Annotated in this window: 12 protein-coding genes; 3 read left to right on the top strand and 9 right to left on the bottom strand. The window is 36.7% G+C overall.

Annotated elements, in window-relative coordinates:
• Nucleotides 1-133: 133 nt before the first annotated feature.
• The 6 genes from J0M15_01405 to J0M15_01380 are packed head-to-tail and all read right to left on the bottom strand — an operon-like array spanning nucleotide 134 to nucleotide 5,767.
• Nucleotides 134-649 (bottom strand): DUF192 domain-containing protein, encoded by a 516-nt coding sequence (locus J0M15_01405; protein MBN8535684.1) that lies wholly within the window; start codon nucleotides 647-649, stop codon nucleotides 134-136.
• On the bottom strand, nucleotides 621-1,574 hold the full coding sequence (locus J0M15_01400; protein MBN8535683.1) for a Ppx/GppA family phosphatase: 954 nt from the start codon (nucleotides 1,572-1,574) through the stop codon (nucleotides 621-623). The genes J0M15_01405 and J0M15_01400 overlap by 29 nt, the downstream gene beginning before the upstream one ends.
• A gap of 1 nt (nucleotide 1,575) precedes the next feature.
• Nucleotides 1,576-3,015 (bottom strand): Asp-tRNA(Asn)/Glu-tRNA(Gln) amidotransferase subunit GatB, encoded by a 1,440-nt coding sequence (gene gatB / locus J0M15_01395; protein ID MBN8535682.1) that lies wholly within the window; start codon nucleotides 3,013-3,015, stop codon nucleotides 1,576-1,578.
• 10 nt (nucleotides 3,016-3,025) lie between these two features.
• A complete protein-coding gene (gene gatA / locus J0M15_01390) occupies nucleotides 3,026-4,519 on the bottom strand; it encodes an Asp-tRNA(Asn)/Glu-tRNA(Gln) amidotransferase subunit GatA (protein MBN8535681.1) in 1,494 nt (497 codons plus the stop codon).
• Nucleotides 4,520-4,526: 7 nt separating this feature from the next.
• A complete protein-coding gene (gatC, locus tag J0M15_01385) occupies nucleotides 4,527-4,808 on the bottom strand; it encodes an Asp-tRNA(Asn)/Glu-tRNA(Gln) amidotransferase subunit GatC (GenBank protein ID MBN8535680.1) in 282 nt (93 codons plus the stop codon).
• Nucleotides 4,805-5,767 (bottom strand): alpha/beta hydrolase, encoded by a 963-nt coding sequence (locus J0M15_01380; GenBank protein ID MBN8535679.1) that lies wholly within the window; start codon nucleotides 5,765-5,767, stop codon nucleotides 4,805-4,807. The genes gatC and J0M15_01380 overlap by 4 nt, the downstream gene beginning before the upstream one ends.
• Nucleotides 5,768-5,847: 80 nt before the next feature.
• On the opposite strand from J0M15_01380, the gene ligA reads away from it, so the two are divergent.
• Entirely contained in the window at nucleotides 5,848-7,884 is a 2,037-nt protein-coding gene (ligA, locus tag J0M15_01375) for an NAD-dependent DNA ligase LigA (protein MBN8535678.1), read from the top strand.
• Nucleotides 7,885-8,098: 214 nt separating this feature from the next.
• Complete coding sequence (locus J0M15_01370) at nucleotides 8,099-8,650, top strand: hypothetical protein (GenBank protein ID MBN8535677.1); 552 nt, start codon at nucleotides 8,099-8,101, stop codon at nucleotides 8,648-8,650.
• A 41-nt stretch (nucleotides 8,651-8,691) separates the two neighbouring features.
• Here the strand turns inward: J0M15_01370 and J0M15_01365 are convergent, their stop codons facing one another.
• Both J0M15_01365 and J0M15_01360 read right to left on the bottom strand, forming a co-directional pair.
• Nucleotides 8,692-8,892: an NFYB/HAP3 family transcription factor subunit gene (locus J0M15_01365; protein MBN8535676.1), complete on the bottom strand. Its 201-nt coding sequence runs from the start codon at nucleotides 8,890-8,892 to the stop codon at nucleotides 8,692-8,694.
• A 70-nt stretch (nucleotides 8,893-8,962) separates the two neighbouring features.
• Nucleotides 8,963-10,387: a metallophosphoesterase gene (locus J0M15_01360; protein MBN8535675.1), complete on the bottom strand. Its 1,425-nt coding sequence runs from the start codon at nucleotides 10,385-10,387 to the stop codon at nucleotides 8,963-8,965.
• An 11-nt stretch (nucleotides 10,388-10,398) separates the two neighbouring features.
• On the opposite strand from J0M15_01360, the gene murD reads away from it, so the two are divergent.
• Entirely contained in the window at nucleotides 10,399-11,700 is a 1,302-nt protein-coding gene (gene murD / locus J0M15_01355; GenBank protein ID MBN8535674.1) for a UDP-N-acetylmuramoyl-L-alanine--D-glutamate ligase, read from the top strand.
• Here murD and J0M15_01350 read toward each other — a convergent pair.
• Nucleotides 11,684-13,759 carry a hypothetical protein gene (locus J0M15_01350; protein ID MBN8535673.1) on the bottom strand — a complete coding sequence of 692 codons (2,076 nt, stop codon included), beginning with the start codon at nucleotides 13,757-13,759 and terminating at the stop codon, nucleotides 11,684-11,686. The genes murD and J0M15_01350 overlap by 17 nt on opposite strands.
• Nucleotides 13,760-13,765 lie beyond the last annotated feature (6 nt).

Genomic DNA, 13,765 nt, shown 5'->3' with positions numbered 1-13,765 from the left:
CTGTTTCATATATTCTTACTATTTGATTAGACCATATCTTCTTGGACAATCAATTATTTTATAGCCCCAGACTTGCAAAACTATTAAAACTCTAGACTTAAACCTGATTTCTCATACCAAAGACTATGTCTTTTTACTTCAAAATTTTATACTCAGAAATGAAATTACCGACTTTGATATTATTTTTTTTAAACCAACCTTGACTAACTTCTAGGGCGTACTTCGCCTTCCCGCTACTTGGATAGGATGGTAAGTTCACATCCAAAGAGCTGGAAACCGCTTTCATATCTAGAATTTCAATAATTTTTCTATTCTTATCAATGTAAGCAATAGACAAATCAATAAAAGTATTCTTCATCCAAAACGATCTGAAATCTTCTTCTTCAAAAACAAAAAGCATTCCCTGGTTTTCTGGCAAAGAAGATCTATTCATCAATCCATAGGCATGCTGAGAAGGAGTTTCAGCAATTTCAATTTTTAATTCTTTTTTGTTTATTTTTAAGGTTCCTTTATTAAAGAGGATCTTTACCTCATCCAAATTCTTATCTTTATCTTTTGCATAACTTGTGGTGAACAAGAAAAAAGAAAACAAAAAATGGATGGAAAAATAAACAGCAGCTCTAAGGAAAGGCGTTTGCGACAATGCCATACCTAACCCCTTTTGTGGAAACTAATACCTGCGCAGCTCCCACTGTTTCTAGAATTGTTTTCAAAATAACAACTCCAGAGTAAATAATGTCAGCACGCCCCTTGGGTATTTTTAATATGTTGATTATTTCGACAAGGCTTGCTGAACTTAATTTATATTCCCAGTCTTCTAGTTCTTTTATCGTAAAACTGAACCCTTCAATTTTTTCTTTTAAGAAAGCTCCTCCCATATGGGCGGCAGCTAATGTGGTTGGGGTTCCCGCAACAGCATAAACAAACCTTGGTTTAAGAGCTTTTATCTTGTCTAATTTATTTGATAAATTTAAAACGATGTCTTCCTTAAGCTGCTTTTTTTCGCCATCGGAAATAGGGTAGTGTGTGATCCATTTTTCAGTCATTCGAACGGCACCTATGTTTAGACTCATCGACTCTGTGAACACACATCCTTTTCCGCAAATAATTTCTGTGGAGCCACCTCCTATATCAATTAAAAGATTTGTTGGATCTTCCATGGCGCTCTGTTTTTCATGTCCGTCGTCATTGTTAGAAAGACTTGGATTTCCCCAAAAAACACCTTTGTAGGTGGTTGCAGCTTCTTTTTCTCCAGAGATGACTTCAATGGAAATGCCTAATGATTTTCCAATTGCAAAAAAATCTTCTTTGTTTTCTGCGTCTCTCGCTGCAGAAGTGGCATAGGCAATTATTTTTTCTGGTTTATAAATTTCAATTTCAGATTTAAATTGGGTCAAGCACTGCCTCGCTCTTTCCAAGGCCTCCTTACTAATGCGTTTTGTCTTATTCAAATCCTGACCTATGCGAACTATTTCGATTAAATCTTTATGAATTTCAATCACTCCGTTCTGGTTTGCTTCGCAAAGCAAACAAAGAAAGGAGTTTGACCCTAAGTCTAACGCCGCTATTCTCATGTTAATCCAATTTTTTCTTTAATAGTTCATTCACTAAATCTGGATTTGCCTGACCTTTGGAAATTTTCATAACTGTTCCAACAAAAAATCCAAATAGTTTTATTTTTCCTTTTTTATATTCCTCAACTGATTTTACATTGGCTGCCAAGACTTCGTCGATAATTTTTTCAACGGAATTAACATCTGAAATTTGTTGCCATCCTTTTTCTTTAACTATGGCCTCAGGATCCAAGCGAGACGTGAGCATTTCGAAAAAAACTTGCTTCGCAATTTTTCCAGAGATCGCCTGACTGTCTATCATTAAAATAAGCTTTCCCAATCGGGCAGGGGTGACTGGAAAATTCTGAAGACTGCTTGGCTTTGAGTGAATTTCTCCCATAATTTCTGTCATGATCCAATTCGAGGCCGCTTTGTAATTTCCACAGATTTTTGCCGTTTGTTCATAGTACTCTGCAATTTCTTTTTCCGCAGTAAGCACGGTGGCATCGTATTCGGGCAAATGATGTTCGTTTTGCCATCTTTGAACTTTAGCTTGGGGCAACTCGGGCAAGGTTTTTTTAATTTCTGAAATCATCTCTTCGGTTAATATAACAGGAAGCAAATCAGGATCAGGGAAATATCTATAGTCTTGAGCATTTTCTTTAGTTCTCATGGCAAAAGTTCGATTTTTATCCGGATCATAGAGTCTCGTCTCTTGAATAATTTTGTCGCCCCTTTCAATTAAATCAATTTGTCTTTCAATTTCATAATCAATCGCTTTTTCAACAAATCTAAAAGAGTTAATGTTTTTAAGTTCGACCTTGGTACCTAATTTATCTTCTCCTACTTTTCTCACGCTCACATTGCAATCACAACGCAAGGAGCCTTCTTCCAAGTTGCCATCACAAACATCAAGATAACGAACAATTTGACGTATCGTTTTTGCGTACTCAACAGCCTCTTTGGCAGAACTCATTTCTGGTCCAGAAACTATTTCTAGTAACGGAACACCCGCTCTGTTGTAATTAAGCAGGGTCCACTCTCCACTATGAATCGACTTTCCCGCATCTTCTTCCATATGGGCTCTCGTGATTGAAATTTTTTTATATTTATCCTCTAGCTTGATCGTCACGTGACCATGTTCACAAATAGGCTCTTCATACTGTGAAATTTGATAACCCTTTGGAAGATCCGGATAAAAATAATTTTTTCGAGCAAAGATGGACTTTCTTCTGATCTCACAGTTAAGTGCCAAACCGGTTTTGATTGAAAACTCAACTACCTTTTTATTTAAAACAGGAAGGGTTCCTGGCATGCCCGCACTGACGGGAGAAACATTTTCATTGTCTCCTGAATTAAACCCCGTAGAATCCCCACAAAATATTTTACTTTCCGTGTTTAACTGAACATGAATTTCAATACCAATCGTTGCGTAAAAACCACGATATATCGGCGCTTCCATATAACTCCACTTATAAAATGAGCTTCTTTTTTGAAGCTGTTGTTGTTAGCTCAAGGGCATGGGCAATGCTCAACATTTTTTGTTCTGCAAAGGGCGCTGCCATTAACTGAATTCCGATGGGTAAATTTTCCTTAGAAAAACCATAGGGGAGACTCATCCCTGGAAGTCCGGCTAAATTAGTGGACACGGTGAAAATATCATTTAAATACATTGTTAAAGGATCTTCAATTCTTTCACCAATTTTAAATGCCGGAGATGTTGTCACCGGAGAAAGAAGGACATCGCACTTTTTAAATTGCTCAGTAAATTCATTTTTTAGCAACCGTCTCACTTGGCAAGCTTTATTGTAATAGGCATCAAAGTAGCCGGATGACAAACAATAAGTTCCCAACATGATCCGTCTTTGTACCTCAGAACCAAATCCCTCAGCTCTTGTTTGTGAATAGAATTGCTCCAAATCAACTGCTGATAAGTTTTTGAAATTAGCTCTGTGTCCATATTTAACTCCATCGTACCGGGCTAAATTTGAAGACGCTTCGCTAGCGGCAATTAAATAATATATAGGAATAGAATGTTCAATCATGGGAATTGAGACCTCAACAATCTCTGCACCTATTTTTTTTGCGTTTTCAATGGCTTCCTGAAAAATGCGCTGAACGTCTTTGTCAATTTTATCTTCAATAAATTCTTTGATGATCCCTATTTTAATTCCCTTTAAATCTTGAGCTAAATTTTCTGAAAAATTCTCTACCTTACGAGAAGAAGTTGTTGAATCGTTGCTATCCTGGCCACAAATTACTTCTAAAATCAAAGCGGCATCTTCAACCGTACGTACTATAGGTCCAGCCTGATCCAAACTAGAAGCATAGGCCACAATTCCATATCGACTGATCCTGCCATAGGTTGGTTTGACTCCTACCACATTGCAAAAATTTGCAGGTTGGCGAATGGAGCCACCAGTATCTGTTCCCATCGTAGCTGCAGCCAACATGGCAGCCTGAGCTGCGGCAGATCCACCGCTAGAGCCCCCAGGAACACGAGATAAATCCCAAGGGTTTTTACAAACACCAAAATACGAAGTCTCGTTTGAGCTTCCCATGGCATACTCATCTAAATTAAGTTTACCTAACACCAAGCCCCCATGCTCTTTAATTCTTTTTGTCACTGTAGACTCATAGGGCGGAATAAATTCTTCTAGCATTTTTGAAGCTGCGGTTGTTTTTATTCCTTTGGTACAAAACATGTCTTTTATCCCAAATGGAATTCCTAAAAGTTTATTCGCAGTTAAATCATTACTTGTTTTTGCACTATAGGACTTAGCAATTTGTTGGTCTAATTCCTTGGCCTCTTCTAATACTTTTTCGTTCAACGTAATGAAAGCATTCAACAACGGATTTATTTTTTGAATTCTTTTTAAATAACTATTTACCAATTCTTCGCAAGAAAGTTCTTTTCTTTTAATGGCTTCGACTTGTTGTTTGAGGGATTTAGTTACTGCTTCCATATATTCCTCACACCACCGGGGGAACTTTGAATAAATTCCCTGATTTTTCGGGAGCATTTTTTAACATCTCTTCTGGCGAGTACTCTTTAACAACATGATCTTCACGCCATCTGATTTCATACTCCACTGGGGTTGTCATTGGCTCAACACCTAGTGTATCTATTTTTGATATTTGAGCAAAATAATCTAAAATATTCGAAAGATCCTTGGAATACTTTTCAACATGAGAATCATCCATCTCAATTCGACTTAATTTTGCTATGTATTTAATTGTCTTCGCATCAATCATTTTACACCCTGATATTCTAGCCATTCTTTAATTTCCCCTATTACAAGCTGTGTTGTTTGAGGGGAAGTAAACTCTCCAGCCAAAACATGGGATGGAGAAGGCATTAAAATTAATTTTTTTCGTGGAGATCCAATTTCTGCAAATTTCTTCTCTACTTCTTTAAGTGAAATAATTTTGTCCTCTTTTGTGTAGATCATCAACGTTGGATTTTTTATTTGAACAAAATTATGAGAATCCACATAATAGATCGCCCTCATTAGTTCTGGGATAGCATCTCTGTGATACTTTGTGTCCCAATATTTTTTAATATCAGGATTCTTTGGCTCCCAGGTTCTGTACTCATCATTGGCCAGTTTATTAATTATATTACCTAATGGAGAAGCTAAGGTTTCTGTTGCCCATGGCATAATATTAAAGGCTGGAGAAATTAATACCATCGCTTTAATTTCTTTTTGCCATACCGAAAGTTGAGAGATCATGACGGCTCCTGTAGAGGTTCCAATCATAATAACCTCATCTCCTAATTCTTTACCGATTTCATACGCCTCCACTGCGGTATCAAATAAGTCTTGAGCCGTCAGATTTTTATAGGCTTCAGGATTGTTTTCGCCATGATATGGGAATCTTGATAAAAAAAGATTAAGCCCTAAATCTTTTGCCAGAGTTTCCATTACGGGGAAAATTTCTTTTCTTGTTGCTGAAAAACCAGGAATATAGACCAAACTAAATTTAGTTTTATCTTTATTTTTATTTGCCCAAATAATTTTTTTTTCACAATCTTGTTTTATTGTATTAATTTTTCCTTCAGAATTTTTAATATAAAGCTCAGGGTTTTTTATTTCTGGAGCTTTTAGTTCTGGTACAAAATATTTTATTTTAAAAACGATCGCAAGCAGGGCAATGACCAGTGCGCAAAAGATAACTAGAGCTGTAAATGCTTTCCCTACTATATTTTTCATTCTTTTTATTTGTACCTGATCATTTGAAATAGGCCAATATCTAAGTTGCAAAGTTTTAACTTTTATTGTGTATTGTTACCATGAATGATTCTCATTTTAAGCCTTCATACCAGCCTATCCATCAACCTCTCACTCTTGAAAATTACCTTCAACTTGTTTCATTGATTCAATATCATGATGATCTATACCACTCTAAGGACGCTCCTGTTATTACGGATTTTGAATACGATCAGTTATTTCTTGCGTTAAAACATACCGAGGAACTTCACCCTGATTGGATCCGGCCAGATTCCCCCAGCCATCGAGTTGGTGGAAAAACTCTTTCTCATTTTGAAAAATCAAATCATCGCGCCCCCATGCTGAGCCTTTCCAATAGTTATAACCAAGATGATATCTTTTCCTTTGATGAGAGAATCAAAAAGTTTTTAAACACGAAAGAAAATATTCACTATTTTTGTGAACCCAAATTTGACGGATTATCCATGGAATTGGTATATGAAAACGGCCTTCTCACCAAAGCCCTGACTCGGGGTGATGGCCTTACAGGGGAACTCGTCACGCAAAATGTAAAAACCATTAAATCCATTCCTCTCAAACTGAAAACGACGGCACCTCCTGAATTGCTTGAGGTTCGCGGTGAGGTTTTAATCCATAAAGAAGATTTTTTTGAGCTTAATAACTCTCAACAAGAAGAAGGTTTGCCTGCTTTTGCTAACCCTAGAAATGCTGCTGCTGGCACCATTCGTCAGTTAGATTCAAAAATCACAGCATCAAGACCATTGAAATTTTATGCCTATACTCTTGGAGATTTTGTTGGCATCGGTTTCGAGACTCAGCTTGAACTTTATGAGAAGTTTTCCCAGCTTGGCATCCCTACATTTCCCTCATTAACTCGTGTTTGTGAAAACGCTCAAGAAGTTGTTAACTTTTATCATGAGTTTGAAAGCAAACGACATCGTTTGCCTTTTGATGTGGATGGCATCGTTATTAAAGTCTCGTCTTTTAAACTCCAAGCCGAGCTCGGAATGATCTCTAAAAGCCCTCGGTGGGCTACGGCTGCTAAGTTCCCTCCACAGCAAGCCCAAACAATCATTACAGATATTATTTGTCAGGTTGGAAGAACTGGGGCTATCACTCCCGTCGCCATTATGAGTCCCGTATCAGTCGGCGGGGTTACCGTTACCAACGCCACTCTCCACAATCAAGAAGAAATTGACCGTAAGGATATTCGCATTGGTGATACCGTTGTCGTTCAGCGGGCAGGGGATGTTATCCCGGAAGTTGTGGATGTGGTTTTGTCAAAAAGAAATTCGAATTCAAGTCCCTTCAAAATGCCAACCCACTGTCCTTCCTGTGGCGAGCCTCTACTAGCTGCCGAAGAGGAGGTTGTCTTCCGTTGTGTTAATATGAACTGCTCAGCCATACTGAAAGAATCTCTAAAACATTTTGCTTCAAGAAAAGCACTCAATATTGAAAAGCTCGGTGATAAATGGATCGATATTTTGGTTGATAAAGGGTTTGTTCGTAAGTTTTCTGATTTTTACAGACTAACTAAGGAAGATCTTCTCACCTTAGAAAGACAAGGCGAGAAATCAGCTCAAAATATTCTTGAAAGTCTGAATAAAAGTAAAAAAACTACCTTGGCTCGATTGCTTTTCGGTTTAGGCATTCGTTTTGTTGGAGAAACCACCGCCAAACACTTGGCAAATCATTTTTTAACAATTGAAAATTTTCTTGGAACAGAGGAAACTAACCTTTTGCAAATTCCAGAAATTGGCCCAAAGGTCGCAATGGCTATTTTGAATTGGCTGCAATCTCCAGCTAATATTGAAGAGGTTTCAAATTTAATTCAAGTCGGAATTACATTTGAAAAAATCAAACGCACCAACGACGGACCTCTGCAAAACAAGAGTTTTTTAATTACTGGAACCCTTGAAATACCTAGGGATCAGGCCAAAGAACTCATCGAAGTAAATGGCGGCAAGCTTTTGAGCTCTGTTTCGTCTAAATTAAATTATTTAGTTGTTGGCAACGATCCGGGATCCAAACTTGAAAAGGCCAAGAACCTTGGCGTCCATATTATTTCTTGGGATGAACTTGTAAAAATGATTTCTTAATTTCGATTAATTTTTAAAAACTATTACTTTTTTACTGTCTAAATCTTCGACATTTCAAGTTCCACAGTTTTGTTGTAAACTACCCGCAACAAACAACACTTAACTACTTAAACAAAGATACGTAAAACAATACTTAACGGCTTAACTAACTATGGGATTGCGCAAATGCGTAATCCCGGCACAAACCATAGAAACAGTTAATAGGGAGTTTTTTATGAACTATAGGTCTCTAGAAAAATATAAATCTTTTAAAATTTTGTCACTTACCACTTTCGTTTTCTTACTGTTCACTTCTAATTCATTTGCAAATTTGCCAAATACTTTTAGATCCTGTTCCATGGATCAATATGTTAGCAATGATGCCTTCGATGCCGTCCAAAAAACCAAAAACTCTAAACTCCACACCTTGTTTAAGGGAGAAAATCAAGTTGGGTATTTTCTAACAACTTATGATCCACAAAGCCAACATACACTTGTGTACTCTATGTGGATATGTTCAAAATTTTCCATATCTCAATTTTCTGTTGAAAAAAGCGGCTTTAACCTTATTAATTGGATACCTGGTTCTAATTCTTCTAAAAAAGTGACTTTATCAAGGTCTCTTATTGATGACGAGGCTATCGGCAAAATGCATATATCACAAGTTTCAAAGAGTTTTGATACGACAACCTTAAGTATTGATATGTTTATTGGAAGCCTTGCAAATACAGGTGAGTCTTTTCGTGACTCTGCATTGGTAGTTATTCCAAATAGCATTTTAAAATAACTACCAAAAGATTTATAGTCCGTTACGGACTATATTCTCAGTTATATGTGATCAATGATAATGTCTCTATCCATTACCGTTTTTCTTCCATCTGCCTTCGCACTTTCAATTCCTTTTAAGCAAAGTCTTTCAACCGCTTTGCTTAAAACCTCTACCGTTGCTGCCGATGTGTTCATTTCGCCTTTTTCTTTAATTAATTTTTTTACTTTGCTAGTTACTACTAATACTAAATCTTCTGACATCCTGGCCTCCATGTTGAATATATTAACTTATAGATGTTGACATACCGAACCAAGTCCAGACAAAGGAATCTTATTCAACAATGCGATGCGAAACATAGGTCGAAAGTTTTGCGCAACGACCTTCTCCATCACTTTTAGGCCCAAGCCAGACGAAGTATTTTTGCCCCGTTGGTCGGGTGCATTCTATGTCTAAATAGCTTGGCGACCAGGTTCCCGAATTTAGATGTTCGATAGAGCCAATCATTTCATGGCGACTAATATGTGTATGACCAAAGACAATTCTGGAAACCCCCGCAATATATCCTGCAATTGCCAAAATTTTATCATCCGGTTCTTTGTAACCAGAAACTAAAGAGACGATTGATTTTGTATAGAACAAAAAGAAAGGAATCATTAGAAAAAGCGGAATAAAACCCCAAAACAAAGAAATTCCAAAAACATCTTTTAGGCTTGAAAAAAACCAGTAGATGATCAAAAAAGAAATAAGAATAATAAAAGCTCGGTCCAGCCACAATTCTTTCATGATGAGCATCGGATCTTTGTTTGCATTTTCAACAAACAATTCTTTGAGCTCACGAACTTGTCTGGGCGAGGCATTCGCTTTATGCGCAATGAAATTGACTCTCTCTTCTGTCGAAAGAGGATTTTTTATAGGTTCAGCAAATTGATCCTTAATCGTATAGAACAAAGTCCAGACAGCGCCCATAAACCAGGTTAAGATAAGAAACGGTTGAGCCCTCAACATGTATTTCGTAAACATCTTAACATAATCAGAAAAATTCATAATGTAATTACCGTCTGAATGGGGATTAAAGAAACCCATTCCATTCATAATATATCGACTCGCGATATTTCCAAATGGCAACTTCATATACAAGTAATTATACCCACGAACTAACGGGTTTATAGGATCATCAAAAACACAATAAGGATCATATTGATTTCCATGTTCAATCAAGGTGTCTTGATTTGAAATATAAAACCATTCATTAAACCGTACATTTTGAGCTTTCATATCCTTTAGATTTAGTGATTTTAAAATTTCTGCCTGTACCTTTTCAAAATGAAGTTCGATATCATGGTTTCCAAAAATAAAAATAACTTTATTGTCGCTTTCTAAAAACTCTTTTAAGGCTTGAAAAAACTGAGGGTGATCTTCAATAATTTTTGTAATTTTATAAAGGGATCTTTCTTCCCGTGGTTTTAAGCCTCTAATCTTTTCTAACCAGGACACTTTGTAAATGGCATCTTCGGGGAAGCTAGTAATGGAATCAAAATCAAAAATGTCGCCATTAAGAACAAGCTCTACCGGCTCATAGTTCGCCTGAGCTTGGATTTTCTTTAGAAATAAAGCAAACTCATCATCAAAGAAAAATTCCTTTGTTTTATATTTTTTCCAGAGCGGATATTTTAAGTGAATCGGTTCGGCCTCGCACAAATGTAAATCACTTATAATTGCTGTATATTTTGCTTTACTGAAATCCAGATCCGACATAATACAAATCTATGTTAATAAATTTAAAAACTCAATTACTACCTCCGATAGGTATCATCGGCCTAGGTCTTAGTGGCCTAAGTGCCAAACACCTTTTGCTAGCCTCAGGCTTTGGTCCTAACGACATATTTACTTTTGATGAGAAGTCTACCGAAGCTGACTTTACAAACCGTGATCAGGTGCTTAATAGGATACTTCCAAAAACGATCATCGTTTCCCCTGGTTTTCCATTGAGCGATCCATTGATAAAAATCTGGCGTGATCAAGGTGCTTTCGTCACTAGTGAAATTAACTTGGCGTGTTCATTTTTAACTGATGAAAAAATTATTGGAATCACGGGATCTTTGGGGAAAAGCACAACCACTTCTCTTATTGGAGCTGGACTTAAGTCTATTGATAGAAATGCCTTTGTTGGTGGAAATCTGGGAACGCCTTTTTGTGAGTATGCCTTGTCATTAATCCAAAACCCTCAAAATAAGGCCAACTGGATTGTCCTTGAGCTTTCTAGCTATCAACTTGAAAACTCTGAGAAACTCAAATTAGATTATTCCATTATAACTTATTTAACTCCGAATCATTTGGAACGTTATCATCATTTATTTCACTATTATGAGACGAAATGGCATATACAATCTCTTACAAAAAATAAAATGATTTTAAACACTCATGGGGGAGATTTAAAATCATTTGCTTCCACCAAAAATTTGTCCAATGTGATTTGGTCTGACCCCCATGATCATCATATTAAATTATTTTCTCCGGAAGAGGCGGTTATTCTTGGAAAACACAATCAGGATAATTTAGCTTTGGCCATAAACTTAGTTCTCGCTGCTGAAATCCCAAAATCTTGCATTGAAGAGATTAAAAAATTTTCTGGCTTATCGCACCGATTAGAAGTTCTTGGTAGCTGCGAGGGGCTTTTATTTATCAACGACAGCAAAGCCACAACTATCGATAGTGTAGAAACCGCCATTGAGTCTTGTTTGTTTAAAAAAAATTATCAAAGAGTTGTTGTGCTTCTGGGCGGCAAGGATAAAAAATTGCCATGGCCTGAACTTAGGCCAAAACTCATGAATAAGAAAATTTTTCCTCTCTTTTTTGGTGAAAGTGGTTCTAATATAAAAGCTCAGCTGTTAGTTGATGGCCCTTGTTATCCTTCTTTATCAGAGCTTTTAAAAAACTTAAACTCTTTAATACATAAGGGAGATGTCGTTCTTTTAAGCCCAGGGGGTACAAGCTATGATGAGTTTAAAAATTTTGAGGAGCGCGGTGAATTTTTTAAAAACTGGGTTAAAACTAATTATCCAATTTGAAGTTAAAAACATATAAATCCTGAGCCTTCAATGGCGTCATTCTTGAATATATTTTCTGAGATTTCGCCCCAAGTACTAAAATTTCTAAAGAATCTTCTGGAAGGTTAAAAATAATAAAGCCTCCGCCCATTGTCCCACTGGGTTGTTTTAAGATTCTCCCCGCATAATCAAAATAAATTACGTTTTTATTCATGCTTTCATAATTGGGAATCTCTACTGAAAAGTTCTCATCATGAACAAAACCTAAAACCATTCCACTTTTAAGATCTACTTTGATATTTAGTTGAGAAACTATCTGCCATAACCAAGCCTTAGAAATCAGCGGGACATTGATGTAATCTGTTTTATCAACATAAGTATAGTAAGCGGGTTGATAATCAAGACTTGGTTTGGCATGCAACAAGCTCCACCTTTCAACTGCTGGTAAAAAAACAGATTGAGCGCCCTGATCCACTTGCACTTTCTCACTTAAACTTTGCAGGGTAAGTTCAGCACTCTGAGCCTGACCTCTAAAAGCATCGTAAACTTTAATTTCAACTTCTTCCGTTTTAACAGTACTTTCAATCTTTGCATAAGAAAGAATTCCTGCATTCACCTTCGTGTTAACATGTCCAAAATAGTTTTCACCTCTGAAGGCCACCAGATGATGTAATTCATCGGGCGCTCCAATGAAAGCAAAGTATCCGTTTTCAGAAGTTGTTTTTAAATTTGAATCCGGCAACATCAATGTATTGAAATAAATTGGTTCTAGCTCATTGTAGTTTTCTAAATGTACCCTCACTCCCGACATGGACTTTTTATCGAAAAGAACTTGACCCATGATGACTGATAAATTTGGATCATTCAAATTTTGTTGTCGTTGCTCTGATACCATTGCTTTTAATGATTCAATCATTTTCTGAGGGTAAACAATATTTTCAAATTCGGCTCCGGCAATAATAATTTGTTGAGTTGTTAAATGGCCTTTTACCCGAGAAACCAAATTAGTCGATGAACCAGCGACAATATTATCTAAAGCCACTCGACCTGTCTTATCTAAGGACTGAGAAACGTAACCCTTAAAAACACCGGCCTTTCCTGGCGTGCTTAGGGCCTCTACCTTTTCAAGATTGTAGGCACTCACGGTTCTTCCCTTTATATCCACCTTTTTAGTAATGTATATTTTCGGTCCCGCATGAGTATGAAATTTATTCCATTTGACATCCGATACTCTACCAACCCCTTCACCTAGAATTTTTCCATTTTCATTCAGTAATCTGGCCAGAATATAGCCTCTGGGTTTTGCAACCTCGAGCTGATAGGTTCCCTGAATTAAATCAAAACTACCCTTTTCTTGAAAGGCTCCCTCTTCATATCTTCGTATCTCAATGTGGTGATCGTTTGTAATTGCCAGTCCATCTTTTATTTCAAGCAATCCCACAACAACGTTTTTTTCAGAATCAACTGAATCTTTATCTACACTTGCTTGACTTTGATCACTCACATTTTGATAAATTCTTTCATCACGACTTTTTGATCGGCTCTTTGTAATTCTTTTTTTGTCCAATAAATTGACTGCCGTTTCCGAATAGAGAGCCTCATCCTCTAGACTTTCATGCAAAGGTTTATTTGTCCCTTGTATGTTTGAAGATTCAGAAAGTTTTTTTCTTAAATAGGGTCTTAATTCTTGCATCCATGAATTATCAGAACCAGCAGGCTCCGTTTTATATCCAACGGTTTCCTCTTCTTCAGTAGGAGCTTGAAAAATAACTTGTTTTTCCTTGATAACATTTATCGGTGACAAAACCATCTTCCTTAAAAGTGGCCTAGGATCTTCTTCTGGGGCCTGGTTGTTTTGTGTTGAAAGATAAATAATATTCGAATTTAAATTTTTCTTCTCCTCATCTTTATGAGTCTCTGTTTGAATTGCGTCGAATGCAATTCGCGGAGGACTGTTTTTATTAGTTTTGATTGTTACCTGTTGGGTGAGAGAAATAAATTTTCGTCGATCCATCGTTGATGGAAAAAGCCAAGTCGTTAAAAAAACGCCCATGATAAGAGCAATATTTAAAATACTCATCTGTTA

The sequence above is a fragment of the Deltaproteobacteria bacterium genome (assembly GCA_017302835.1).
GTDB lineage: Bacteria > Bdellovibrionota > Bdellovibrionia > Bdellovibrionales > Bdellovibrionaceae > UBA2316.
This window is presented reverse-complemented; position numbering and strand designations above follow the sequence as displayed.